Here is a 25,252-nt window from a genome sequence, read left to right on the forward strand (position 1 = left end):
GCGTCGTCGTCTGCTGCGTCGTCGTCTGCTGCGTGTCGTCTGGCGGGGGACTCAGGTGCTCGCGGCGGTGAGCCGGGACAGCGAGTGCAGCGGGATCATCAGCCAGTTCGGCCGGTTGCGCGCCTCGTAGACGCACTCGTAGACCGCCTTGTCCGCCTCGAAGGCCCGCAGGAGGGGCGAGTCCCCGCACGGGTCGATGCCGCTGGCCGCCGAGTAGCCCGCGCAGAACGCGCCGCGGTTGCGCTCGGCCCACTCCTGCGCCCGGTAGGCGCGCTGGGGGTCGTCGGGCTGCTCCACGAGCATGTGCCGGGCGGCGTAGTCGAAGCTGCGCAGCATGCCCGCCACGTCGCGCAGCGGGCTGTCCAGCTGTCGCCGCTCGGCCAGCGGCCGGGCCGGCTCGCCCTCGAAGTCGAGCACCACCCAGCCGGTCGCCGTCCGCAGCACCTGGCCCAGGTGGAAGTCGCCGTGCACCCGCTGGCGCACCACCTGCTCCGGGCTGTCGGCCACCGCGGCGTACACCGCGCGCAGGCCCTCGAGGTGCTCCTCCAGCTGCGGGACGACGGGCAGCGCGGCCTCCAGCCGGTCGGTCATCGCCCGCGCGGTGGCGGCGAACCACTCGCGGTCGGCCGGCTCGGTGTCCAGGACGCGGGCGAGGTCGGCGTGCACCGAGGCGGTCGCCGCGCCCAGCCGCTCGCTGTCGGCGGCGAAGTCGCCCCCGACCTCGTCGGCGTGCAGGTCGCCCTCCGCGTAGAGGTCGCGGACGCTGGCGGTGGCCAGCCGCCACCCGTCGCTGGCGCCGCGGACGAACGTCTGCAGCATCGCCGCGGTCGCCGGCTCGCCGCCGTCGGGGTCGTCGATCTCGATGTAGCCGAGCAGCGGCGCGATGTGCGGGTTCTCCGTCTTGCGCAGCGCCTCGCCGATCTCGACGTCGGGGTTGAGCCCGGGCTCGAGGCGGCGGAACAGCTTGAAGATGGCGTCCTGGCCGTAGACCAGCGAGGTGTTGCTCTGCTCGGTCGAGACGACGTCGCCGGGCACGCCCTCGGGGATCGGCGCGACGCCGGCGGGGTGGAAGTGCATCGGCCCCACCGTCGAGGCGGCCACCAGGTGCACCAGCCACGGCGGGGTGGCGTCGCGGTCGCGCATCGCGTCGTAGGCGTAGTTCTCCCGGTCGGCGCCGTCCGCGCCCCTGGCCGGGACGGCGCCCACGAGCGCCGAGGACAGCTCCTCCTCCGGGTGCGCCCGCCACGACAGCGGCACCAGGTAGGTCTCGACGGCGCCGTCGGCGTAGGTCACCCGCACGCGGTGGACCGACAGGACCGGCTCGGACCGCGAGAGGAAGAAGCCCTCCTCGGTGACGTCGGCCCACTCCCGTCCCTTGCCACCGAACCAGCGCTGGTGCGGCATCCACTCGCGCAGGACGTCGGCCAGGGCCTTGCTCATTCGGGTGCTCCGCTCATTCGGGTGCTCCGCTCATCGGGGTCCTCCCGTGCTGGGCGGGACGTCGTCGCCGGTCCTGGTGTCGCTGTCGCCGGGGATCTCCTCGGCCTCGCTGACCAGGCCGGCGGCCAGCAGCGAGTCGGCGACCGGGCTGGTGGCGGCCTCCGGCTCCGCGGCCGGTTCCTCGGCCGGCTCCACCGGCCTGGCCAGCTCGAACCAGTAGAAGCCGTGCCCGGCCAGGGTGAGCATGTAGGGCAGCACGCCGATCTGCGGGAACTCGACCCGGCCGGTGAGCTCGATGGGCGTGTAGCCCTCGAAGCGGCGCAGGTCCAGCTCCACCGGTTGCGGGAAGCGGGAGAGGTTGTTGACGCACAGCACGACGTCGTCACCGAACTCGCGGACGAACGACAGCACCGTGGGGTTGCGCGACCCGACCTCCTCGTAGCTGCCCAGGCCGAAGGTGGGGTGCTCCTTGCGGACGGCGATCATCCGGCGGATCCACTGCAGCATCGAGTTGGTGTTGCGCAGCTGCGCCTCGACGTTGGTGGTCTGGTAGCCGTAGACCGGGTCCTGGTTCAGCGGCAGGTACATCCGCTGCGGGTCGGCGGTGGAGAAGCCGCCGTTGCGGTCGGGCGTCCACTGCATCGGCGTGCGGACGCCGTCGCGGTCACCGAGCCAGATGTTGTCGCCCATGCCGATCTCGTCGCCGTAGTACAGGACCGGCGAGCCGGGCAGCGACAGCAGCAGCGCGTTGAACAGCTCGAGGGTGTTGGTGTCGTTCTCCAGCAGTGGCGCCAGCCGGCGGCGGATGCCGATGTTGGCCTTCATGCGGGGGTCCTTGGCGTACTCCGCCCACATGTAGTCGCGCTCCTCGTCGGTGACCATCTCGAGGGTCAGCTCGTCGTGGTTGCGCAGGAAGATGCCCCACTGGCAGTTGTCGGGGATCGGCGGCGTCTGGGCCATGATCTCCGAGATCGGGAACCGCTGCTCCCGGCGGGCGGCCATGAACAGGCGCGGCATCACCGGAAAGTGGAAGGCCATCTGGCACTCGTCGCCGTCCTCGCCGAAGTACTCGACGACGTCGGCCGGCCACTGGTTGGCCTCGCACAGCAGCACGCGGTCGGGGTAGTCGGCGTCGACCACCTTGCGCACGTGCTTGAGGAACTCGTGGGTGCGGGGGAGGTTCTCGCCGTTGGTCCCCTCCTCCTCGAACAGGTAGGGGACGGCGTCGAGCCGGAAGCCGTCGATGCCCAGGTCCAGCCAGAAGCGCAGGGCGTCGATGATCGCCTCCTGCACCTTCGGGTTCTCGAAGTTGAGGTCCGGCTGGTGCGAGAAGAAGCGGTGCCAGAAGTACTGCTTGCGGACCGGGTCGAACGTCCAGTTGGACGACTCGGTGTCGACGAAGATGATCCGCGCGTCGGCGTAGCCGGTGTCGTCGTCGGCCCACACGTAGAAGTCGCCGTAGGGGCCCTCGGGGTCGCTGCGGCTGGCCTGGAACCAGGGGTGCTGGTCCGAGGTGTGGTTCATGACGAAGTCGATGATCACGCGGATGCCGCGGGCGTGGGCGGCGTGCAGCAGGTCGCGGAAGTCGTCGATGTCGCCGAACTCCGGCAGCACCGCGGTGTAGTCGCTGACGTCGTACCCGCCGTCGCGCAGCGGCGAGGCGAAGAACGGCGGCAGCCAGAGGCAGTCGACCCCGAGCCACTGCAGGTAGTCGAGCTTGTCGATCATGCCGCGGAGGTCGCCCACGCCGTCGGCGTTGCTGTCGGCGAAGCCGCGGACGAGCACCTCGTAGAAGACGGCGCGCTTGTACCAGAGCGGGTCGCTGCCCCGCGGTGGCAGCGCGGAGCCCGCGTCGGGGGAGTCGGGCACGGGGAGCGTCATCGGTGCGGGAAGCCCTCGTTCGTCAGGAGGTGGGGGAGGGGTCAGGAGACCGGCGGCGGCCAGGTCACCGGCCGGGGCAGGTGGACCGAGAACACGTGCGCCGGCTCCCAGTAGGGGTCCAGCTCGACGTAGTTGAACTGGCCCCAGTCGTAGCGGGCGCCGGTGACCTCGTCGGTGACGGCGAAGCGCTCGTGCCAGTCCAGCCCGAGGGTCGGCATGTCCAGCGCCGTCGTCCCGATCTGCCGGTTCTGGCTGTCGAGGGCGCAGACCACGAGGACGGCGTCCTGCGAGGCCGGGTCGGTCTTGCTGAAGCAGATGAGGTTCGGGTTGTCGACCTGGTGGAACCGCAGCGTCCGCAGCTGCTGCAGCGCCGGGTGCCGGCGGCGGATCTCGTTGAGCTTCCGCAGGTAGGGCGCCAGGCTCCGGCCGGCCGCCTCGGCGCCGGCCCAGTCACGCGGGCGCAGCCGGTACTTCTCGCTGTCGAGGTACTCCTCGCTGCCCGGCCGCACCGCCACGTGCTCGTACAGCTCGTACCCGGAGTAGACGCCCCAGGTCGGGCTCATCATCGACGCGAGCACCGCGCGGATCTTGAACATCGGCGGGCCGCCGTACTGCAGGCTCGCGTGCAGGATGTCCGGGGTGTTCACGAAGAAGTTCGGCCGCATGTAGTGCGCGTTGGTGGCGAGCTCGCGGCCGTAGTCCTCGATCTCGCCGCGGGCGGTCCGCCACGTGAAGTACGTGTAGGACTGGGTGAACCCGATCCGCGCCAGCTGGTGCATCATCGCCGGCCGCGTGAAGGCCTCGGCGAGGAAGAGCACGTCCGGGTCGGTCTCCTTGACCTTCCAGATCAGCCAGTGCCAGAAGTCCAGCGGCTTGGTGTGCGGGTTGTCCACGCGGAAGATCCGCACGCCGGCGTCCATCCAGACCCGCACCACCCGCAGCACCTCGGCGTAGATGCCCTCGGGGTCGTTGTCGAAGTTGACCGGGTAGATGTCCTGGTACTTCTTCGGCGGGTTCTCCGCGTAGGCGATGGTCCCGTCGGGCTTGGTGGTGAACCACTCCGGGTGCTCCTTGACCCACGGGTGGTCGGGCGCGGCCTGCAGCGCCAGGTCCAGCGCCACCTCCATGCCCAGGCCGCGGGTGCGGGCGACGAAGGCGCGGAAGTCCTCCATCGTGCCCAGCTGCGGGTGGACGGCGTCGTGGCCGCCCTCGTCGCTGCCGATCGCCCACGGCGAGCCGACGTCGTCCGGGCCGACCTCGTGCGGGTTGCCGCCGGGGAACTGCGGCGTGTTCGGGCCCTTGCGGTTGACCTTGCCGATCGGGTGGATCGGCGGCAGGTAGACGACGTCGAAGCCCATCTCGGCGACCGCCGGCAGCCGGTCGCCCGCGGTCTGGAACGTCCCGTGCACGGGGACGCCGCCGACGACGGGGCCCTCGGAGCGGGGGAAGAACTCGTACCAGGAGCCGTAGAGCGCGCGCGGCCGGTCGACCCACACCTCGTACTCCGGCGTCGGGGTGACCAGCTCGCGGACCGGGTGCTCGTCGAGGTAGCGCTGCACCCCGGCGGCCAGCGCGGGCGCGACCCGGTCGGGCAGCGTGCGGGAGGTGTCGCGCAGCGCCGCGACGGCCTCGCCGAGGCGGCCGCGCCACTCGTCGTCGGCGCCCTCGGCGACCCGCTCGAGCAGCCGGGCGCCCTCCTCGAGGTCGTTGGCCAGCTCCCCGGGGCCCTGGCCGGCCTCGATCTTCACCTCGACGGCGTGGTGCCAGGTGGCCAGCGGGTCGCTCCACGCCTCGACCCGGAACGTCCAGCGCCCCTCCCGGTCGGGCACCACGGTGGTGATCCACCGGTCGGGCTCCTCGCCGAAGCGGCGCATGCGGTTGAGGGGACCCCGGGTGCCGTCCGGAGCGGTCCAGACGACGTCGGCCGCGACGGCGTCGTGGCCCTCCCGGAAGACGGTGGCGGTGACCGGCAGGTGCTCGCCGACCACGGCGCGGGCCGAGAACGACCCGCAGGACACGACGGGGGCGACATCGGTGATGCCGAGGCGGAGGTCAGCGCGGCGAGTCATCCCGGCCACGCTATCCAGGTCCGGCACCGGTCACACCTCGGCCGCCGAGACGTCCCCCACCGGGTGCCCGGCACCCGGTCGTGTGGTGCCTCCGACCTGTCCGGAGGCGTCCCGCTGGCTAGGCTCCCCGCGTGCGAGCTCTGCGTAGGTTCACCGTCCGGGCGGCCCTCCCCGAGGCCCTCATGCCGCTGTCCCAGCTGGTCATGAACCTGCGCTGGTCGTGGCACCCGGAGACCCGCGACCTGTTCGAGGCGCTGGACCCCGAACTCTGGCGGACCTGCAACAACGACCCGGTGAAGGTCCTGGGCGAGGTGTCGGCCGAGCGGCTGGCCACGCTGTCGACCGACCGCCGGTTCCTCCGCCGCCTCCAGGACGTCGTCGACGACCTCGACGACTACCTGTCCTCCGAGCACTGGTACCAGTCGCTGGGCCCCGAGGCGCCGCGCAGCATCGCCTACTTCTCCGCCGAGTTCGGCATCACCGAGGTGCTGCCGCAGTACTCCGGCGGCCTGGGCATCCTCGCCGGCGACCACCTCAAGGCCGCCTCCGACCTCGGCGTGCCCCTGATCGGCGTCGGCCTGCTCTACCGGGCCGGCTACTTCGAGCAGGGCCTGTCGGCCGACGGCTGGCAGCTGGAGCACTACCCGTCGCTGGACCCCCACGGCCTGCCGGTCAAGCTGCTGCGCCAGCCCGACGGGGCCGCCGTCGTCATCGCCGTCCCGCTGCCCGAGGGCCGCACCCTGCACGCGCACGTGTGGCGGGCGCAGGTGGGCCGGGTGTCGCTGCTGCTGCTCGACAGCGACATCGAGGAGAACGCCCCGGCCGAGCGCGGGGTCACCGACCGGCTCTACGGCGGCGACGAGGACCACCGGCTGCGCCAGGAGATGCTGCTCGGCATCGGCGGCGTCCGGGCGCTGCGCGCCTACTGCCAGCTCACCGGCACCCCGCAGCCGGAGGTGTTCCACGCCAACGAGGGCCACGCCGGCTTCCAGGGGATCGAGCGGATCCGCGAGCTCACCGAGTCGCACGGGCTGACCTTCCCCGAGGCGCTGCAGGCCGTCCGCGCCGGCACGGTGTTCACCACGCACACGCCGGTGCCCGCCGGCATCGACCGGTTCCCGCGCGCGCTGATCGAGCGGTACTTCGCCGGGTTCGGCGTCCCGCTCGAGCACCTCATCCCGCTCGGTGCCGAGGACGACCCGACGAAGTTCAACATGGCGCACATGGGCCTGCGGCTGGGGCAGCGGGCCAACGGCGTCAGCGAGCTGCACGGGCACGTCAGCCGGTCCATGTTCAACCCGCTGTGGCCGGGCTTCGACGAGGCCGACGTCCCGATCACCTCGATCACCAACGGCGTGCACGCGCCCACCTGGACCGCCCGGGAGCTGGTGGAGCTGGGCACCCAGACCTCCAGCGACGGCGACCCGTTCGAGGGCACCGGGCCGGCGTCGTTCGACGGCGTCGACCGGATCCCGGCGCTGGAGCTGTGGAACACCCGCCGGATGCTGCGCGGCCGGCTGGTCGAGGAGGTGCGCCGCCGGCTGCGCGAGACGGCGCGCTCGCGCGGCGCGGCCGAGGCCGAGGTGCGCTGGACCGACACCGCCTTCGACCCCGACGTCCTCACCATCGGCTTCGCCCGCCGGGTGCCCTCCTACAAGCGGCTGACCCTCATGCTGCGCGACCCCGACCGGCTCCGGGCCCTGCTGCTCGACGGGGAGCGGCCGGTCCAGCTGGTCATCGCCGGCAAGAGCCACCCGGCCGACGACGGCGGCAAGCAGCTGATCCAGCAGATGGTGAAGTTCGCCGACGACCCCGCGATCCGGCACCGCATCGCGTTCCTGCCCGGCTACGACATCGGGATGGCCCGCTACCTCTACTGGGGCTGCGACGTCTGGCTGAACAACCCGCTGCGGCCGCTGGAGGCCTGCGGCACCTCGGGCATGAAGGCCGCGCTCAACGGCGGGCTCAACCTGTCCATCCGCGACGGCTGGTGGGACGAGTGGTTCGACGGCCAGAACGGCTGGGCGATCCCCACCGCCGACGGCGTCACCGACCCCGAGCGACGCGACGACGTCGAGGCGCGGGCCATCTACGACCTGCTGTCCACCCAGGTGCTGCCGCGGTTCTACGAGACCGACCGCGACGGCATCCCCACCCGCTGGGTCGAGATGGTCCGGCACACGCTGCGCGAGACCGGCCCGAAGGTGCTCGCCACCCGGATGGTGCGCGACTACGTGGAGCGGCTGTACGTGCCGGCCGCCGGCTCGTCGCGGACCATGGCCGACGGCGGGTACGCGCCGGCGCGGGCCGAGGCGCAGTGGCGGGCGCACCTGCTGGAGAACTGGTCGGGCGTGCGGGTCGCCCACGTCGAGGCCACCGGCGCCGGCGACACCCCGGAGATCGGCTCGACCCTGGCGCTGCGCGCGGAGGTGGAGCTGCCGCACCTCACCCCGGCCGACGTCGAGGTGCAGGCGGCCTACGGGCGGGTCGACGACGCCGACGGCCTGCACCAGGTGACGACGGTGCCGATGCGGCACGAGCACACCGAGGGCTCGCGGCACTGGTTCACCGCGACCCTGCCGCTCGAGCGCACCGGCGCGTTCGGGTACACGGTGCGCGTGCTGCCGCACTCCGAGCACCTGGCCGACCCGGCGGAGCTGGGCCTGGTGCGTTCCGCGTAGCGGCGACCCACCAGTCACGCCGGTCGCAGCGTCCCCACGGGTGGCGTGGCGGTGCGGCCGGACCACGCGCGGCGGCGTGCGGTCACTAGGCTGGCGCGCATGCCCGACCGCTGTGAAGTCCTGCCCGGAGACGCCCTCGTGGCCCGTCGCGGCGGGGGACTGCTCTGGGTCGACGCTCCCGGCTCGCCGGCCCTCGTCGCCGCCCTGCACGCCTGCCTCGGCGTGTCCGGCCCCGGCGCCGACCGCGTCCTCGCGGCGGTCGCCGCCCAGGTGCCCGCGCTCGGGGGCGGCTCGGCCTCCTTCGCGCTCGTCCTCGTCGACACCAGCGGCGGCACCGGCACCGGCGTCGCGCTGTGGTCCGGCAAGGGCCAGCCGGCCGTCGACGGCGTCCCGGTCTCCGGCCAGCCGGCCGACGGGTGCAGCCTGGCCGCCGGGTTCCCGCTCGGCGCCACGCTCTACGTCGGCCCGGGCCAGGCCACGCCGCAGATGCCGCCGGGCGTCGCCTACGACCTCGTCGAGGGCGCGGTCCCCGGCGCCGGCGCGCTGCTGCAGCTCGCGGCGGCCTCCGCCGCCCCGGCCGCCGTCCCGCCGGCCACCCACACGCCGGCGTCGTCGTTCAGCGCGGGCTCGGACGCCGGCTTCGCCGCCGCGCCGTCCTACGGCGCCGCGGTCGGGTCCTCGCCGTCGGGGCAGGGTTCCACCCGCGTCGACGACGGCGGCGAGGAGACGGCGTTCTGGAAGCCCGACGCCGCCGCCGCGCCGGTGCTGCGCTTCGACGACGGCCTGGTCGTCACCGTCGACGAGGACCTCGTCCTCGGCCGCCGCCCCGACAGCCACGAGCTGGTGACCGCGGGCAACGCCCGGCCGGTGCCGATCGCCGACACGCAGAACGTGCTCTCCTCGGCGCACGCGGCCATCCAGCGCTCCGGCCGCGAGGTCACCCTCACCGACCTCGGCTCGCTCAACGGCACCCACGTCGCCGGCCCCGAGGCCACCGAGTGGACCCAGCTCGAGCCCGGCGTCGCCCACCCGCTCTCCGACGGCGACCGCCTCCTGCTCGGCTGGACGGTCATCACCTACGAGCAGCCCCAGGACTAGGCGCACTGCCCTCCGCGGGCTCGGTTCCCCGAGGGGACCGGGCCCGCGGCGTCTCCGGGCTCACCTCGACGCGTCCTGGCTCACCGGAACGCGTCCTGGCTCGGCGTCGACGGTGAGCCGGGACGCCGCACGATCAGCTCACCTGATCGTGCGGGCGGCGCAGGACGCGCAGCAGCCAGACGGTGCGCGGCGGCACCTCGATCGGTCCCGGCGCGACGACGGCCGGCCGCGGCGGCGCCCCGGTCGGGTACTCGGTGCTCAGCACGAGCTCGTAGCCGTCGGACCACGGCGCCCCCGGCAGCTGCACCGTCACCGGCTCCGGCCCGGCGTGCAGCTGCACGAGGTAGGAGTCGTCGACGACCGGGCGGCCGCGCTCGTCGCGGTGCCGGATGCCGCGGCCGTCGAGGTACATGCCGACCGTCTGCAGGCCGGTGTCGAACCAGTCCGCGGTGGTCAGCTGCCCGCCGCCGGGCGCGAACCAGGCCAGGTCGCGGGTGCCGCCGGTGCCCGGGATCTCGTGGCCCTCGAAGAACGCCTCCTGGCGCAGCACCGGCGCGTCGTGGCGCAGCCGCACCAGCCGGCGGACGAAGGCGAGCAGGTCCCCGTCGACGGCGTCCCAGTCGATCCAGGACACCTCGTTGTCCTGGCAGTAGGCGTTGTTGTTGCCGCCCTGGGTGCGGCCGAGCTCGTCGCCGGCGGTGAGCATCGGCACGCCGGTCGACAGCAGCAGCGTCGTCAGCAGGTTGCGGACCTGTCGGCCGCGCAGCGCCTGCACCTCCGGGTCGTCGGTGGGTCCCTCGACGCCGCAGTTCCAGTTGCGGTTGTGGCTCTCGCCGTCCCGGTTGTCCTCGCCGTTGGCCTCGTTGCGCTTGCGCTCGTAGGTGACCAGGTCGGTGAGGGTGAACCCGTCGTGGGCGGTGACGAAGTTGACGCTGGCGAACGGGCGGCGGCCGTCGGAGCGGTAGAGGTCCGAGGAGCCGGTCAGCCGGTAGGCCAGGTCGCGGACGCCGACGTGCGAGCCGGCCCAGACGTCGCGCACGGTGTCGCGGTAGCGGCCGTTCCACTCGGTCCACAGCGGCGGGAAGTTGCCCACCTGGTAGCCGCCCTCGCCGACGTCCCACGGCTCGGCGATGAGCTTCACCTGGCTGACCACCGGGTCCTGGTGGACGACGTCGAAGAACGCCGAGAGCCGGTCGACGTCGTGGAAGGACCGGGCCAGCGCGGCGGCGAGGTCGAACCGGAAGCCGTCGACGTGCATCTCGGTGACCCAGTACCGCAGGGAGTCCATGAGCATCGCCAGCACCTGCGGCCGGCGGACGTCGAGGGTGTTCCCGCAGCCGGTGTAGTCGGTGTAGCGGGCCCGGTTCTCGCCGTTGAGCCGGTAGTAGCCGGGGTTGTCGATGCCCTTGAGCGACAGCGACGGCCCGGTGTGGTCGCCCTCGGCGGTGTGGTTGTAGACGACGTCGAGGACCACCTCGATGCCGGCCGCGTGCAGCGCCTTCACCATCGCCTTGAACTCGGTCACCTGCGCCCCGCCGGACCCGGCCGAGCTGTAGGCGGCGTGCGGGGCGAAGTAGCCGAGGGTGTTGTAGCCCCAGTAGTTGGTCAGCCCGCGGCGCAGCAGGTGCGGCTCGCTGACGAAGTGGTGCACCGGCAGCAGCTCGACGGCGGTGACGCCCAGCGACACCAGGTGCTCGACGAACGCCGGGTGCGCCAGCCCCGCGTAGGTGCCGCGCAGCGCCGGCGGCACGCCGGGGTGGCGCATGGTCGCGCCCTTGACGTGCACCTCGTAGACGACGGTGTCCGACCACGAGGTGGCCGGCCGCCGGTCGCCGTCCCAGGGGAAGGAGTCGTGGACGACGACGCCGCGCGGCACGTACGGCGCGGAGTCCCGCGGGTCGGCCGGGCCGGTGTCCGGGCCGTCGGCGCGGTAGGCGAACAGCGCGGGGTGCAGCGAGAGGTCGCCGTCGACGGCGCGGGCGTAGGGGTCCAGCAGCAGCTTCTCCGGGCTCCACCGGTGGCCGGCGCCGGGATCCCAGGGCCCGTGCACCCGGTAGCCGTAGCGCTGGCCGGGGCCGATGCCGGGCAGCCGCCCGTGCCAGACCTGGTGGGTGGTCTCCTGCAGCCGGTGCCGGTGCTCGAAGCCGCCGTCGTCGAACAGGCACAGGTCGACGGCGGTGGCGCCGGCCGACCACAGCGCGAAGTTCGTGCCGGTGCCGTCCCAGTGCGCGCCCAGGGGAGCGGGGGAGCCCGGCCAGACCTCGACGTCCTCGCTGGTGGTCCTCACCGGGTGATCGTGCCAAGACCGCCACCTCCCCGGGTGCAGGCGGGCGGGTTGGTTGGATGGGGTCGTGTCGAGCAGTCCCGCCGTCGGCGGAGCAGAACCGGTCGTCGAGATGAGCGGCGTGGACGTCGTCCGCGGGCAGTCGCACCTGCTGCGGGGGGTGGACTGGACCGTCCGGCCCGAGCAGCGCTGGGTGGTGCTCGGCCCGAACGGCGCGGGCAAGACGACGCTGCTGCAGCTGGCCGGGGCGCACATGCACCCCACGCGCGGTGAGGTGCGGCTGCTCGGCGAGACGATGGGCGCGGTCGACGTCTTCGAGCTGCGCCCGCGGATCGGCCTGACCAGCGCGGCGCTGGCGCAGCGGATCGAGTCGGGGGAGCGCACCGGCGACGTCGTCCTGTCCGCCGGGTACGCGATCGTCGGCCGCGCGCGGGAGCGCTACGACATCCACGACCTCACCCGCGCCGCGACGCTCATGCAGCAGTGGGGCGTGCAGCGGATCGCGCACCGGCCCTTCGGCACCCTCAGCGAGGGGGAGCGCAAGCGGGTGCAGATCGCCCGCGCGCTGATGCCCGACCCGGAGCTGCTGCTGCTCGACGAGCCCGGCGCGGGCCTGGACCTCGGCGGCCGCGAGGACCTGGTGAGCCGGCTGTCGGACCTCGCCACCTACCTCTACGCCCCGGCGCAGGTGCTGGTCACCCACCACGTCGAGGAGATCCCGCCGGGCTACACGCATGCGCTGCTGCTGCGCCAGGGGGCGGTGGTCGCGTCGGGCCCGCTGGAGCAGGTGATCACCGCCGAGCTGCTGTCGGAGACGTTCGGCCTGCCGCTGGCGCTCGAGCGCTCCGACGGCCGCTTCACCGCCCGTCGCCGGGGCTGACCACGGCCCGCTGGTTAGGGTCCAGGCGACGACGTCGTCCCCCTCGCTGGAGGCCGTGCATGGCAGCGCCCGAGTTCGTGACCCTGTCGGTGGAGGACGGGGTGGGCACGATCCGCCTCGACCGGCCCAAGATGAACGCGATCGACGAGCAGCTGCACACCGAGGTGCGGACCGCGGCGATCGAGGCGACCGAGCGGGCCGACGTGCGCGCCGTCGTGGTCTACGGCGGGGAGCGGGTGTTCGCCGCCGGCGCCGACATCAAGGCCATGTCGCAGCTGACCGGCTCCACGATGGTGGCCTGGGGCCGCGAGCTCACGCACAGCTTCACCACGGTCGCCCGCATCCCCAAGCCGGTCATCGCCGCCATCACCGGCTACGCCCTCGGCGGCGGCTACGAGCTCGCGCTGTGCGCCGACTTCCGGGTCATGGGCGCCGGGGCGAAGGTCGGCCAGCCCGAGATCCTGCTCGGCGTCATCCCCGGCGCCGGCGGCACCCAGCGGCTGGCCCGCCTGGTCGGCCCGGCCAAGGCCAAGGACCTCGTCTTCACCGGCCGGCACGTCGGCGCCGAGGAGGCGCTGGAGATGGGCCTGGCCGACGCCGTCGTCCCGGACGCCGAGGTGTACGACACCGCCGTCGCCATGGCGCGGAAGTTCGCCGCCGGGCCGCCGCTGGCGCTGGCCGCGGCCAAGCAGGCGATCGACGAGGGGCTCGACGGGCCGCTCGAGCGCGGCCTGGCCCTGGAGAGCCGGCTGTTCGCCGGGCTGTTCGACACCGAGGACCAGAAGACCGGGATGCGCTCCTTCCTCGAGAGCGGGCCCGGCAAGGCGACCTTCACCGGGCGCTGACCCCCGGCGTCTCCCGAACGTTCCCCGGACCGTCACCGGAACCGGCCCTCCGGACGGTCCGGTTCTGCCACCATCCGTCGAGCCCCCCGGACGGCGTCCCGCCGGGCCCGGAGGGCAGTCCGACAGCTCCCGAGGAGGACCCGTGCGATCCACCCCCACCCTGAGGACCGCGACCGTCGTGGCGGCCGCGATCCTCGTGCTGACCGCGTGCGGCGGCGGCGACGACGGCGGCTCGGGAGGCGGGGGCGGCGGATCGGACGCGGCCACCGCGCGCTCGGCCGAGGACCTCGGCGGCATGGACGCCCTCGTCGAGGCGGCCCAGGCGGAGGGTGAGCTCAACGTCATCGCGCTGCCGCCGGACTGGGCGAACTACGGCGAGATCATCTCCGCCTTCGAGGAGGAGTACGGGATCACCGTCAACAGCGCCTCGCCCGACGGGTCCAGCCAGGACGAGATCAACGCCGTCGAGAGCCAGCGCGGCCAGGACCGCGCGCCCGACGTCCTCGACCTGGGCACCGCCTTCGCCCGCCAGGCGCAGGCGCAGGACCTGCTCGCGCCCTACCAGGTGGAGACCTGGGACGACATCCCCGAGGGCCAGAAGGACCCCGAGGGGTACTGGTACAACGACTACGGCGGCTACATCTCCATCGGCTGCAACGCCACGGTGATCGCCGAGTGCCCGACCACCTTCGCCCAGCTGCTCGACCCGCAGTACGCCGGCCAGGTGGCGCTCAACGGCAACCCGACCCAGGCCGCGGCGGCCTTCTCCGGGGTCTGGGCGGCGTCGCTGGCCAACGGCGGCAGCCTGGACGACATCGGCCCGGGCATCGACTTCTTCGTCCAGGTCAAGGACGCCGGCAACTGGAACCCGGTCGAGATCACCCCGGCGACGATCCAGAGCGGGGAGACCCCGCTGGCCATCGACTGGGACTACAACAACGCCGCCCTGACCGGGACCCTCGCCGAGCAGGGCGTCGAGTGGCAGGTCGCCGTCCCCTCCGACGGGCTGTTCGGCAGCTACTACAGCCAGGCGATCAGCGCCTACGCCCCGCACCCGGCCGCCGCGCGGCTGTGGCAGGAGTTCCTCTACAGCGACCGCGGCCAGAACCTGTACCTGGCCGGCGGTGCCCGGCCGGTCCGGCTGCCGGCGATGGAGGAGGCCGGGACCGCCGACGCCGAGGCGCTGGCCGCGCTGCCGCCGGTCGAGGGCACCGCGGACTTCCCGACCCAGGAGCAGGAGAGCGCCGCCCAGCAGGTGGTCGCCACCCGGTGGAACCAGGAGATGTCGGGCTGAGCACCGCACCCGCCCCCGCCCCGCCGGCGTCCCGCAGCGGACGCCGGCGCGGCGCGCTGCTGCCCGCGCTGGGCGTCCTGCCGTTCCTGCTCTACGTCGCGGTCTTCCTGCTGCTGCCGGTCGGCGTGCTGGCCGTGGAGGCGTTCCGCGCCACCGACCCGGTCACCTTCGAGGAGAGCTGGTCGACGGCGAACCTCGGCACGGTCACCGGCGGCGCCTACGCCCGCGCCTACCTCGGCAGCCTGCAGCTGTCGGCGGTCACCGCGGTGCTGGGCGCGGTGCTCGGCCTGGCGCTCGCCTTCGCCGTCGTCGGCACCCGGCGCGGCCGGCTGCTGCGGCGACTGGTGCTCACCGCCTCGGGCGTGCTGGCCAACTTCGGCGGCGTCCCGCTGGCGTTCGCGTTCCTCGCCACCATCGGCAACGCCGGTGTGGTCACCGCCCTGCTGACCGACACCCTCGGCCTCGACGGCTTCTCGCTGTACTCGATGGCCGGCCTCGCGCTGGTCTACCTGTACTTCCTCGTGCCGTTGATGGTGCTGACCATCGTCCCGGCGGTCGAGGCGCTGCGGCCGCAGTGGCGCGAGGCCTCGGACGTCCTCGGCGCCAGCCGCTGGCAGTACTGGCGCCACGTCGGCGGGCCCGTCCTCCTCCCGCCGGTGCTCGGCGCCACGATGCTGCTGTTCGCCTCCGCGTTCGCCGCCTACGCCACGGCCAAGGCGCTGGTCGGCTCGAGCCTGCCGCTGGTGACGCTGCAGATCGCCGACTCGCTGTCGAGCAACGTCGTCGTCGGCGCGGAGAACCTCGGCAAGGCGCTGGCCCTGGGGATGGTCGTCCTCGTCGGGCTGGTGATGGCCTTCTACACCTGGGTGCAGCGGCGCACGTCGCGGTGGCTGGCGTGAGCGCGACGACGGCCGGCGTCTCCACCGCGGGCGTCACCGGCGCCGGCGGCGTCGAGCCGGAGACCCCGGTCCGGCCCGCCCGGCGGGGCCGCGGCCGGTGGCGGTGGGCGGTGTTCGCCGTCCTCGGCCTGTACTTCCTCGTGCCGCTGGGCGCCTCGCTGTGGTTCACCGTCCGGGGCCGCGACGGGGTCACCGCCGACGCCTACACGAGCATCCCCGGCGCCGAGGGGTTCGCCGAGAACTTCGGCCGCTCGCTGCTGCTCGGGGTGCTCACCGTCGGGATCGCGCTGCTGCTCGTGGTGCCCACCGTGGTGCTCGTGGAGCTGCGGCTGCCGCGGCTGCGCCCGCTGGTCGAGTTCCTCACCCTCGTGCCGCTGCTGCTGCCGCCGATCGCGCTGGTGGTCGGCGTGCGCAGCGTGCTGGCCTGGGCGCCCGACTACTTCTACGGCACCCCGCTCGCCGAGGCGTTCTTCGCGCTCCAGGAGCCGGCGCTGCCGTGGATCCTGGTGCTCGTCTACGTCGTGCTGGCGCTGCCGTTCGTCTACCGGGCGCTCGACGCCGGCGTCCGCGGCGCCCAGCTGCGCACGCTCACCGAGGCCGCGCGGGTGCTCGGTGCCTCGTGGCCGCGGGTGATGGCCTCGGTCGTCCTGCCGGTGCTGCGCACGTCGGTGCTCAACGCCGCCTTCCTCACCCTGGCGCTGGTGCTGGGCGAGTTCACCGTCGCCAACATCCTGGGCTTCGAGACCTTCCCCACCTGGATCGTGCGCATCTCCGGCTCGCAGCCGCGGCTGTCGGTGGCGGTCTCGGTGCTCTCGCTGCTGCTGACCTGGGTGCTGCTGCTGCTCATCTCCGCGCTGGACCGCCGGCGCCGCGAGGAGGACCCCGCATGACCGCCGTCCCCGCAGCCCCGCGGGCCGCCGCGCCCGCCGACCTGCGCGAGCAGGCGCCGGTCGGCGTCCGCCTGGAGGGGCTGACCCGCCGCTACGGCCCGGTGCTCGCGCTCGACGGGCTGGACCTGGAGGTCGCGGGCGGGGAGTTCCTCGCCCTGCTGGGACCCTCGGGCTGCGGCAAGACGACGGCGCTGCGCGCGATCGCCGGCTTCGAGGTGCCCGACGCCGGCCGGGTCTGGTTCGACCGCCGCGACGTCACCGGCATCCCGCCGTCGAAGCGCGACGTCGGGATGGTGTTCCAGGCCTACAGCCTCTTCCCGAACATGACCGTGGCCGAGAACGTCGCCTTCGGGCTGCGGGTGCGCCGCCGGGGCAGGGAGGAGCGCGCCGGGCGGGCCGCGGAGCTGCTGGAGCTGGTCGGGCTCGCCGACCGCGGGCAGCGCTACCCGCACCAGCTCTCCGGCGGCCAGCAGCAGCGGGTGGCGCTGGCCCGCGCGCTGGCCGTGGCGCCGCAGGTGCTGCTGCTGGACGAGCCGCTGTCGGCGCTCGACGCCCAGGTGCGCGTGCAGCTGCGCGAGGAGATCCGCCGCATCCAGCTCGAGCTGGGCATCACCACCGTGTTCGTCACCCACGACCAGTCCGAGGCGCTGTCGGTCGCCGACCGGGTCGGCGTCATGCGCGACGGCCGGCTGGAGCAGGTGGCCACCCCCGACGACCTCTACGAGCGCCCGGCGACGGCGTTCGTGGCCGGCTTCGTCGGCACCATGAACCGCATCCCGGCCGTCCTCGGCGACGGCGACGTCGAGTTCCTCGGCGTGCGCCGCGAGGTGCTCGGCACCGCCCCGTCGTCCGGGCCCGCGTTCGCGCTGGTGCGGCCCGAGGCGCTGGAGGTCGTCGAGGACCCGCGCGGGGTGGGCCGGGTGGTCACCCGCACGTTCTCCGGCGCCACCACCCGCCTGGCGGTCGCGCTGCCCGACGGGGTCGAGGTGCAGGCCGACGTCCCCAGCGCCGGGAGCCAGGGCCTCACCCCCGGGACGGCGGTCACCGTCACCCCGGCCGAGCGCCCCGCGCTGGTCGAGCCCGCGGGCGCCGACCCTCAGGCGGTCAGCTCGTAGACGACCACCGTCGCGTCGTTGAGGTTGGTGACGTAGGCCCGCAGGCCGTCGGGGGAGACGGCGACGCTGGTCGGGCCGTCCCCGGTCGGCACGCTGGCGGTCACCTGCAGGGTCCGGGCGTCGACCACCGACATGGTGTCGCCGTCGACGTCCGCGGTGTAGAGGCGCCGGCCGTCCGCCGCCCAGCTGACGTCCTGCGGCTGCAGCCCCACGGGGCCGCTGACCGCCGCGCCGGTGGCGGTGTCGACCAGGTGGACCTCGCTGCTGTCGTAGGCCACCACCGCGACCCGGCTCCCGTCGGGGGAGACGGCCACGCTGTGCGGCGAGTCGCCGGCCGGGATCTCCTGCAGCACCCGCCCGCCGTCGGTGAGGTCGAGCACCGACAGCACGTCGGACTCGTGGTTGGCGGTGTACGCGCGCGTGCCGTCGGCGGAGACGGCGATCCAGTGCGGGTTGGGCGCGACGTCGTACGAGGCGACCTCGTCGCCGCTCTCCGTGTCGAGCACCTCGACCCGGCCCTCGTCGTGCAGCGGGATGTACAGCAGCCGGCCGTCGGGCGAGGTCGCCGGCGCGAAGGGGCGCAGGCCCACCTCCACGGTGCGGACCACCTCGTTGGTGGCGGTGTCGACGAAGGCCACGGAGTTCTCGGTGTGGTCCGCGTCGGTCACCGTCACGTAGGCGCGGCCGCCGTCGGGGGAGAACGTGACGAACTGCGGCGGCCCGGCCGGGATGGGTATCCGGGAGACGACCTCCAGCGAGGTCGTGTCCAGGACGCTGACCACCCCCTCCGCCCGGTGGGCGGTGTAGGCGTAGCGGCCGTTGGGGGCCACGGCGAGGAAGCCCGGGGTCGGCGGGACCTCGATCGGCTCCCCGAGCCGGGTGGGGACGGCGAGGCTGGCCGGCGGCGGGCTCGGCGGCGGGGCGGTGTCCTGCGGGGACGGCGTCGTGCTCTCCGCGGCCCCCGCCGTCCCGTCGGCGTCCTGCCCCCGCGGCCACAGCCACCAGGCGAGCCCCCCGACGGCGAGCAGGAGCACCAGGCCGGCGACCAGGGCGGCGCGGCGGCCCCGGTGCGGCGGGCGGCCGGCCGGCGCCAGGGGCCGCACCGAGCTGTGCCGCCCGTCCCCGGACCGGACGCCGAGGACCGTCGGCGCGGCGGGCGGCGGGGGAGGCGGGGGAGCGGCGGCCGTCGCCGCCTGCCGGGGCGCCGTGGGCAGCACGACCGGCACCGGCGGCTCCGCGAGGGCCTCCCGGGCCGCGCGGACCAGCTCGCCCGGCGTGGCGTACCGCTCCTCGGGCCGCTTGGCCATCCCGCGCGCGATCACGTCGTCGAGCGCCCGCGGGAGGGTGGGGACGACCTCGCTAGGCCGCGGGGGGTCGGCGTAGAGGTGGGCGTAGAGCAGCGCCGGCAGGTCCTCCCCGCCGAAGGGCTTGCGGGCGGTGAGGGTCTGGGCGAGGACGCAGGCCAGCGAGTAGACGTCCACCCGCCCGTCGATGGGCTGGTCGGTGAAGCGCTCGGGCGCCATGTAGTCCAGCGTCCCGACGGTGGCGCCGGTGATCGTCAGCGAGGTGCGGGTGCTGCCGACCGACCGGGCGATGCCGAAGTCGACGACGTAGACGAAGTCGGTCGGCGTCACCAGCACGTTGCTGGGCTTCACGTCGCGGTGGACCAGCCCGTCGGCGTGCGCGGCCTCGAGGGCGTCGGCGACCTGGCCGAGCAGGGACAGCGCGCGCTGCGGCGGGATCGGCCCGTCCTCCAGGAGGCGGCCGAGGTCGCGCCCGTCGACCAGGCGCATGTCGAGGTACAGCCGTCCGTCGATCTCGCCGAAGTCGTGGATCGGGACGACGTGCGGCTCGCGCAGCCGCGCCGCGACGTACGACTCCCGGCGGAACCGGGCGGCGAACTCCGTGTCCCGGTTGAGCGCCTCGGGCAGGAGCTTGAGCGCGACGAGCCGGTCGAAGCGCGTGTCGCGCGCCCGCCACACCTCGCCCATGCCACCCGCGCCGATCATCTCCTCGAGCAGGTATCGGCCGAACTGACGGGGCATGGTCGGCTCCCTCGGCGGCCGGTCCGGGACGTGGCCGATCGGTGGCGCGGGCGTCGGGAGGGTAGGGACCGGCCGGCGGCGCACGGACCGGATCGGCTCGCAGGTCCTCGTGCGGACCGCCGCGTCCCGCCGGACGGCGACGGTGCCACGACACAGGGTGCCCGGCGCCGCGCCGGTGTCGCCGCAGGTCGCCGGGGCCGTGCACGAGGATGGCCGGGTGAGCGAGCGCCCCAGCCCCGAGGACGGGGTCACCGACGTCGACCGGTCCGACCCCGCCGGGCGGGCGTGGGTGGAGCGGGCGATCGCCGTCGTCGAGGCCGACGCGGTGCGCAGCGCCGACACCCACCTGCTCGTCTACCCGCTGCCGCCGGAGTGGGGCGTCGACCTCTACCTCAAGGACGAGTCGACCCACCCGACCGGCAGCCTCAAGCACCGGCTGGCCCGCTCGCTGTTCCTGCACGCGCTGTGCTCGGGCTGGATCACCGAGGGCAGCACCGTCGTCGAGGCCTCCAGCGGGTCGACGGCGGTCAGCGAGGCCTACTTCGCCCGGATGCTGGGCCTGCCCTTCGTCGCGGTCATGCCCGCCTCGACCAGCCAGGAGAAGGTCGCGCTCATCGAGTTCGCCGGCGGGCGCTGCCACTTCGTCGACCACGCCCCCGACGTCTACGACGAGGCGCGCCGGCTGGCCGCCGAGTGCGGCGGGCACTACCTGGACCAGTTCAGCAACGCCGAGCGGGCCACCGACTGGCGCGGCAACAACACCATCGCCGAGTCGGTGTTCGAGCAGATGGCCCTGGAGCGCCACCCGGTGCCGGAGTGGGTCGTCGTCGGGGCGGGCACGGGCGGCACGAGCGCGACCTTCGGCCGCTACCTGCGCTACCGGCGGCACCCCACCCGGCTGGCCGTCGTCGACCCGGAGAACTCGGCGTTCTTCCCCGGCTGGGTGGAGGAGGAGCCGGGCTGGACGACGGGGATGCCGTCGCGGATCGAGGGGATCGGCCGGCCGCGGGTCGAGCCGTCGTTCCTGCCGTCGGTGGTCGACCGGATGATCCGCGTCCCCGACGCCGCGTCGCTGGCGGCGGTGCGGCACCTGGAGCGGGTGACCGGGCGGCTGGCCGGCGGCTCGACCGGCACCAACCTGTGGGGCGCGTTCCGGCTGGTCGCGGAGATGGTCGCCGAGGGACGGGCCGGCAGCGTGGTCACCCTGCTCTGCGACGGCGGCGAGCGGTACGCGCACACCTACCACTCCGACGTCTGGGTGGCCGAGCACGGACTGGACCTCGCGCCCCACCGGGCGGTCCTCGAGGAGTTCACCGCCACCGGCCGCTGGACGGCGTGACCGGGCTCACCGGCACCCCGGTCCGCCGCTCCGTTACCCCGCAGTAACCTCCACTATCGGAGCCAGGCGGGCCGCGGCCCGCGTCCCCCATGACCGACTGCGGAGGTAGGTCTGGCGATGAACATCGTCGTTCTGGTCAAGCAGGTCCCCGACTCGGGCACCCAGCGCTCGCTGGACCCGTCGGACAACACCGTCGCCCGCGCCACCGCGGACAACGTCATCAACGAGATCGACGAGTACGCGATCGAGGAGGCGCTGCAGGTCAAGGAGGCGCAGGGCGGCGAGGTCACCGTGCTGACCGTCGGCCCCGGCAGCGCCACCGACGCCATCCGCAAGGCCCTCTCCATGGGCGCGGACAAGGCCGTCCACGTGCAGGACGACGCCATCCACGGCTCGTGCGCCGTCCAGACCTCGGCGGTCCTCGCCGCGGCGCTGCAGCAGCTCGAGTACGACCTGGTCCTCATGGGCGCCACGTCGACCGACGGCCAGATGGGCGTCATGCCGGCGCTGCTGTCCGAGCGGCTGGGCATCCCGCAGGTCTCCGGCGCCCGCAAGCTCACCGTCGAGGGCTCGACGGTGAAGGTGGAGCGGCAGACCGACGGCGGCTACTGGGCCCTGGAGGCCCCGCTGCCGGCCATCGTGTCCACCTGGGACACCATCAACGAGCCGCGCTACCCCTCCTTCAAGGGGATCATGGCCGCGAAGAAGAAGCCGGTGGAGAGCCGGTCGCTGGCCGACCTGGGCGTGGACGCCTCGGCCGTCGGCCTCGCCACCGCCACCAGCCAGGTCCTCGACTTCGCCGGCCGCCCGCCGAAGGGCGAGGGCGTCAAGGTCACCGACGAGGGCAACGGCGCCGAGGAGCTCGTGGGCTTCCTCGCCGCCCAGAAGCTCGTCTGACCCGGCCCGGATCCGAAGCGAAGAGGAGACTGAACAGCCATGGCAGAGGTCCTGGTCCTCGTCGAGCTGAACCCGGCCGACGGCACCGTCCGCAAGGGCACCCTCGAGGCCCTCACCGCCGCACGCGCGCTGGGTGAGGTCTCGGCGGTCGTCGCCGGCGGCCCCGGCGTCGCCGCCGGTGCCCGCGAGCAGCTCGCCCAGTACGGCGCGGCGAAGGTCTACGTCGCCGAGTCCCCGGAGATCGACGAGTACCTCGTCGCCCCCAAGGCCGAGGTGCTCGCCCAGCTGGTGCAGCAGGCGTCCCCGGCCGCCGTCGTCATCCCGTCCTCCGCGGAGGGCCGGGAGGTCGCCGCGCGGCTGGCGCTCAAGACCGGCAGCGGCTTCCTGACCGACGTCAGCGAGATCGCCGCCGACGGCACCGCCACCCAGGTGGTCTTCGCCGGCCAGCAGATCGTCCACTCGAAGGTGACGACCGGCACCCCGATCTACACGCTGCGCGGCAACTCGGTCACCCCCGAGCCGGCCCCCGCCGCCGGCGAGGAGGTCCCGGTCGAGGTCAGCCTGTCCGACCAGGCGAAGCAGACCCGCGTCGTCGACCGGGTCGTGGAGCAGAAGAGCAACCGGCCCGAGCTGACCGAGGCCTCGATCGTCGTCTCCGGTGGCCGCGGTGTGGCCAGCGCGGAGAACTTCTCGATCATCGAGGCCCTGGCCGACTCGCTCGGCGCCGCCGTCGGTGCCTCGCGTGCCGCGGTCGACTCCGGCTTCTACCCGCACAGCTTCCAGGTCGGGCAGACCGGCAAGACCGTCTCGCCGCAGCTCTACATCGCCGTCGGCATCTCCGGCGCGATCCAGCACCGCGCCGGCATGCAGACCTCGAAGACGATCGTGGCCGTCAACAAGGACCCCGAGGCCCCGATCTTCGAGCTGGCCGACTTCGGCGTCGTCGGTGACCTCTTCCAGGTGGTGCCGGCCGCCACCGAGAAGATCGCCGCTCGCAAGTAGTCGGAGGACCCCGCTGCCCCCCGCACCACGCTCCGCGCGGCGCGGGCCCCTGCAGCGGGGTCGTTCCGGCACGTCACCAGCGACGGGCGCCGATCCCTCCGGGGGTCGGCGCCCGTCGTCGTCTCCGGGGTCACCGGCGTCACCCGAGCGGGTCCGTCGTGCGCGACTAACCTGGGCGGAGTGACCTACCTCGACCACGCGGCGACCACGCCGGTGCTCCCCGAGGTCCTGGCCGCGATGACGGAACAGCTCGGCCGGGTGGGCAACGCCTCCTCGCTGCACGCCAGCGGCCGCGCCGCGCGGCGGGCCGCCGAGCAGTCCCGGGAGCGGCTGGCCGAGGCGCTGGGCGCCCGCCCGTCGGAGGTGCTGTTCACCGGCGGGGGCACCGAGGGCGACAACCTCGCGGTGAAGGGCCTGTACTGGGCGCGACGCGAGGCCGACTCGCGCAGGCGGCGGCTCGTGGTGAGCCCGGCCGAGCACCACGCCGTCCTCGACAGTGCCGAGTGGCTGGCCAAGCACGAGGGCGCGGAGGTCACCTGGCTGCGCCTGGAGCCCACCGGGCGGGTGACGCCGGAGGCGCTGGCCGAGGCGCTGGGCGACGGCTCGGACGTCGCGGTGGCCAGCGTCATGTGGGCCAACAACGAGATCGGCACGGTCAGCGACGTCGCCGCGCTGGCGGAGGTGGCGCACGCGGCGGGGGTGCCGCTGCACACCGACGCGGTGCAGGCCGTCGGCCAGGTGCCGGTGGACTTCGCCGCCAGCGGCGTCGACGCGCTCACCATGACCGGCCACAAGCTCGGCGGCCCGATGGGCGCCGGGGTGCTGCTGCTGCGCCGCGACGCGGAGTGCATGCCGCTGCTGCACGGCGGCGGTCAGGAGCGCGACGTCCGCTCGGGCACCCTCGACGTGGCGGCCATCGTCGGCCTCGCCGTCGCCGTGACCACCGCCGCCGGCTCCCGGCCCGAGCGGGCCGAGCGGCTGGCCGCGCTGCGCGACCGGCTGGTGGCCGGGGTGCTCGAGCAGGTCCCCGACGCGCAGCTCAACGGCGCCCCGCTGGACGACGTCGTCGCCGGCGGGCCCGGCCGGCTGCCCGGCAACGCGCACCTGTCCTTCCCCGGCGCCGAGGGCGACGCGCTGCTCATGCTGCTCGACGCCCGCGGCATCGAGTGCTCGACCGGGTCGGCGTGCAGCGCCGGGGTGGCCCGGCCCAGCCACGTGCTCACCGCCGTCGGCGCCGACGCCGCCCGGGCGCGCAGCTCGCTGCGGTTCAGCCTGGGCTCGCCGAGCACCGGCGACGACGTCGACGCGCTGCTGGCCGTGATCGCCCCCGTGGTCGAGCGCGCCCGCGGGGCGGGGAGGTAGCGCCCGTGCGCGTGCTCGCCGCGATGAGCGGGGGAGTGGACAGCGCGGTCGCCGCGGCGCTGGCGGTCGACGCCGGCCACGACGTCACCGGGGTGCACCTCGCGCTCTCGCCGGACCGGCAGACGCTGCGCAGCGGCGCCCGCGGCTGCTGCAGCGTCGAGGACGCCCACGACGCCCGGCGGGTCGCCGACGAGCTCGGCATCCCGTTCTACGTCTGGGACCTCGCGGAGCGGTTCACCGAGGACGTCGTCGAGGACTTCGTCGCCGAGTACGCCGCCGGCCGCACGCCCAACCCGTGCCTGCGCTGCAACGAGAAGATCAAGTTCACCGCGGTGCTCGACCGGGCGCTGGCGCTCGGCTTCGACGCCGTCGTCACCGGCCACCACGCGCGGCTGGAGGGCGGCCGGCTGCGCCGGTCGGTGGACGCGGCCAAGGACCAGTCCTACGTGCTCGGCGTGCTCACCCCGCGCCAGCTGGCGGGGGCGGTGTTCCCGCTGGGGTCGATGACCAAGGAGCGGGTGCGCGCGATCGCCGCCGAGCGCGGGTTCGCCGTCGCGACCAAGCCGGACTCGCACGACATCTGCTTCATCCCCGACGGCGACACCCGCGGCTTCCTCACCCGGCGGCTGGGGACGGCGCCCGGGCCGGTCGTCGACGCCGCCACCGGCGCCACCGTCGGCACGCACGAGGGCACGCACGGGTTCACCGTGGGGCAGCGGCGCGGGCTGGGCATCGCCGTCGGCGACCAGCGGCCGCGCTACGTCCTGTCCATCGAGCCGGTCACCCGGACCGTGACGGTGGGGACCGCCGAGCTCGCCGGCGTCGCCGAGGTGCGCACCGGCCGGCCGACGTGGACCGGGGCGGCACCGCAGCTCCCGCTGCGCGCGGAGGTGCAGCTGCGGGCGCACGCGACCGCCGTCCCCTGCACGGTGACCGCCGGTCCCGACGGCGGCCTGGTGATCGCGCTCGACGAGGCGCAGCGCGGCGTCGCGCCCGGGCAGTCGGCCGTCCTCTACGCGCCCGACCCGGAGCGGGGCGACCTGGTGCTCGGTCAGGGGACCGTCAGCAGCTGACCGCCGGACACCTGATCGTCACCCGGAGGATCTGGTGTCGGAACCCTCCGTCACCTACCGTGTCGTCCGAGCCGCTTCCTGAGCACGGCTAGGTAGCTCGGCTCACGACCCCGCCCGGGCCACCGTCTCCGGTGGCCCGCTCCGCATGTCCTCCGGAG

The 25,252-nt window shown here is 74.2% G+C and carries 18 protein-coding genes; 13 read left to right on the forward strand and 5 right to left on the reverse strand.

Features of this window, described 5'->3' with window-relative positions; translation table 11 throughout:
• Positions 1-51: 51 nt before the first annotated feature.
• Genes ACI8AK_RS15955 through ACI8AK_RS15965 form a run of 3 tightly spaced genes read right to left on the reverse strand, consistent with a single transcriptional unit; the run spans position 52 to position 5,390 of the window.
• Entirely contained in the window at positions 52-1,440 is a 1,389-nt protein-coding gene (locus ACI8AK_RS15955; protein ID WP_387992552.1) for a maltokinase N-terminal cap-like domain-containing protein, read from the reverse strand.
• Between the two features lie 30 nt (positions 1,441-1,470).
• Positions 1,471-3,321 carry a maltose alpha-D-glucosyltransferase gene (gene treS, locus ACI8AK_RS15960; RefSeq protein WP_387992554.1) on the reverse strand — a complete coding sequence of 617 codons (1,851 nt, stop codon included), beginning with the start codon at positions 3,319-3,321 and terminating at the stop codon, positions 1,471-1,473.
• Positions 3,322-3,362: 41 nt separating this feature from the next.
• Entirely contained in the window at positions 3,363-5,390 is a 2,028-nt protein-coding gene (locus tag ACI8AK_RS15965; RefSeq protein WP_387992557.1) for an alpha-1,4-glucan--maltose-1-phosphate maltosyltransferase, read from the reverse strand.
• A gap of 131 nt (positions 5,391-5,521) precedes the next feature.
• Between ACI8AK_RS15965 and glgP the strand changes: the two genes are divergently transcribed.
• Together glgP and ACI8AK_RS15975 are read left to right on the forward strand one after the other, a co-directional pair.
• Positions 5,522-8,071, forward strand: a complete 2,550-nt coding sequence (glgP, locus tag ACI8AK_RS15970) for an alpha-glucan family phosphorylase (RefSeq protein WP_387992560.1) — start codon at positions 5,522-5,524, stop codon at positions 8,069-8,071.
• Between the two features lie 99 nt (positions 8,072-8,170).
• Positions 8,171-9,169: an FHA domain-containing protein gene (locus ACI8AK_RS15975; protein ID WP_387992563.1), complete on the forward strand. Its 999-nt coding sequence runs from the start codon at positions 8,171-8,173 to the stop codon at positions 9,167-9,169.
• Between the two features lie 133 nt (positions 9,170-9,302).
• Here the strand turns inward: ACI8AK_RS15975 and glgX are convergent, their stop codons facing one another.
• Entirely contained in the window at positions 9,303-11,456 is a 2,154-nt protein-coding gene (gene glgX / locus ACI8AK_RS15980; protein ID WP_456957061.1) for a glycogen debranching protein GlgX, read from the reverse strand.
• 64 nt (positions 11,457-11,520) lie between these two features.
• Here glgX and ACI8AK_RS15985 point away from each other — a divergent pair, with 64 nt between their 5' ends.
• The 6 genes from ACI8AK_RS15985 to ACI8AK_RS16010 all read left to right on the forward strand — a co-directional run bounded on the left by ACI8AK_RS15985 (position 11,521) and on the right by ACI8AK_RS16010 (position 17,376).
• Positions 11,521-12,333, forward strand: a complete 813-nt coding sequence (locus ACI8AK_RS15985; protein ID WP_387992569.1) for an ABC transporter ATP-binding protein — start codon at positions 11,521-11,523, stop codon at positions 12,331-12,333.
• A 59-nt stretch (positions 12,334-12,392) separates the two neighbouring features.
• The gene (locus ACI8AK_RS15990; RefSeq protein WP_456957062.1) at positions 12,393-13,178 is read left to right on the forward strand and encodes an enoyl-CoA hydratase/isomerase family protein; all 786 of its coding nucleotides are present in this window, start codon (positions 12,393-12,395) and stop codon (positions 13,176-13,178) included.
• Between the two features lie 142 nt (positions 13,179-13,320).
• Complete coding sequence (locus tag ACI8AK_RS15995; protein ID WP_456957064.1) at positions 13,321-14,472, forward strand: ABC transporter substrate-binding protein; 1,152 nt, start codon at positions 13,321-13,323, stop codon at positions 14,470-14,472.
• Positions 14,448-15,371, forward strand: coding sequence for an ABC transporter permease (locus ACI8AK_RS16000; RefSeq protein WP_456957066.1), 924 nt, complete (start codon positions 14,448-14,450; stop codon positions 15,369-15,371). The genes ACI8AK_RS15995 and ACI8AK_RS16000 overlap by 25 nt, the downstream gene beginning before the upstream one ends.
• The gene (locus tag ACI8AK_RS16005; RefSeq protein WP_387992581.1) at positions 15,368-16,261 is read left to right on the forward strand and encodes an ABC transporter permease subunit; all 894 of its coding nucleotides are present in this window, start codon (positions 15,368-15,370) and stop codon (positions 16,259-16,261) included. Before ACI8AK_RS16000 ends, ACI8AK_RS16005 begins: the two co-directional genes overlap by 4 nt.
• Entirely contained in the window at positions 16,258-17,376 is a 1,119-nt protein-coding gene (locus ACI8AK_RS16010) for an ABC transporter ATP-binding protein (RefSeq protein ID WP_456957068.1), read from the forward strand. The genes ACI8AK_RS16005 and ACI8AK_RS16010 overlap by 4 nt, the downstream gene beginning before the upstream one ends.
• Here the strand turns inward: ACI8AK_RS16010 and ACI8AK_RS16015 are convergent.
• Positions 17,358-19,421 carry a protein kinase domain-containing protein gene (locus ACI8AK_RS16015; RefSeq protein WP_456957070.1) on the reverse strand — a complete coding sequence of 688 codons (2,064 nt, stop codon included), beginning with the start codon at positions 19,419-19,421 and terminating at the stop codon, positions 17,358-17,360. The genes ACI8AK_RS16010 and ACI8AK_RS16015 overlap by 19 nt on opposite strands.
• Before the next feature lie 217 nt (positions 19,422-19,638).
• On the opposite strand from ACI8AK_RS16015, the gene cds1 reads away from it, so the two are divergent.
• The 5 genes from cds1 to mnmA all read left to right on the forward strand — a co-directional run bounded on the left by cds1 (position 19,639) and on the right by mnmA (position 25,094).
• The gene (cds1, locus tag ACI8AK_RS16020; protein WP_387992589.1) at positions 19,639-20,760 is read left to right on the forward strand and encodes an L-cysteine desulfhydrase Cds1; all 1,122 of its coding nucleotides are present in this window, start codon (positions 19,639-19,641) and stop codon (positions 20,758-20,760) included.
• Between the two features lie 117 nt (positions 20,761-20,877).
• Positions 20,878-21,657, forward strand: a complete 780-nt coding sequence (locus ACI8AK_RS16025; RefSeq protein ID WP_387992592.1) for an electron transfer flavoprotein subunit beta/FixA family protein — start codon at positions 20,878-20,880, stop codon at positions 21,655-21,657.
• 39 nt (positions 21,658-21,696) lie between these two features.
• Positions 21,697-22,659, forward strand: a complete 963-nt coding sequence (locus ACI8AK_RS16030; RefSeq protein ID WP_387992595.1) for an electron transfer flavoprotein subunit alpha/FixB family protein — start codon at positions 21,697-21,699, stop codon at positions 22,657-22,659.
• A gap of 180 nt (positions 22,660-22,839) precedes the next feature.
• Entirely contained in the window at positions 22,840-24,021 is a 1,182-nt protein-coding gene (locus ACI8AK_RS16035) for a cysteine desulfurase family protein (protein ID WP_387992598.1), read from the forward strand.
• A gap of 5 nt (positions 24,022-24,026) precedes the next feature.
• Positions 24,027-25,094, forward strand: coding sequence for a tRNA 2-thiouridine(34) synthase MnmA (mnmA, locus tag ACI8AK_RS16040; RefSeq protein WP_456957072.1), 1,068 nt, complete (start codon positions 24,027-24,029; stop codon positions 25,092-25,094).
• The last annotated feature ends 158 nt before the right edge of the window (positions 25,095-25,252 follow it).

This window comes from Geodermatophilus sp. SYSU D00867 (assembly GCF_054050315.1).

Bases quoted from the DNA above. Each gene is read 5' to 3' on its own strand.
- ACI8AK_RS16010 (WP_456957068.1), top strand. From the start codon at position 16,258: ATGACCGCCGTCCCCGCAGCCCCGCGGGCCGCCGCGCCCGCCGACCTG.
- ACI8AK_RS15975 (WP_387992563.1), top strand. From the start codon at position 8,171: ATGCCCGACCGCTGTGAAGTCCTGCCCGGAGACGCCCTCGTGGCCCGT.
- ACI8AK_RS15955 (WP_387992552.1), bottom strand. From the start codon at position 1,440: ATGAGCAAGGCCCTGGCCGACGTCCTGCGCGAGTGGATGCCGCACCAG.
- ACI8AK_RS16015 (WP_456957070.1), bottom strand. From the start codon at position 19,421: ATGCCCCGTCAGTTCGGCCGATACCTGCTCGAGGAGATGATCGGCGCG.
- ACI8AK_RS16030 (WP_387992595.1), top strand. From the start codon at position 21,697: ATGGCAGAGGTCCTGGTCCTCGTCGAGCTGAACCCGGCCGACGGCACC.
- ACI8AK_RS16025 (WP_387992592.1), top strand. From the start codon at position 20,878: ATGAACATCGTCGTTCTGGTCAAGCAGGTCCCCGACTCGGGCACCCAG.
- treS (WP_387992554.1), bottom strand. From the start codon at position 3,321: ATGACGCTCCCCGTGCCCGACTCCCCCGACGCGGGCTCCGCGCTGCCA.
- ACI8AK_RS15965 (WP_387992557.1), bottom strand. From the start codon at position 5,390: ATGACTCGCCGCGCTGACCTCCGCCTCGGCATCACCGATGTCGCCCCC.
- ACI8AK_RS15990 (WP_456957062.1), top strand. From the start codon at position 12,393: ATGGCAGCGCCCGAGTTCGTGACCCTGTCGGTGGAGGACGGGGTGGGC.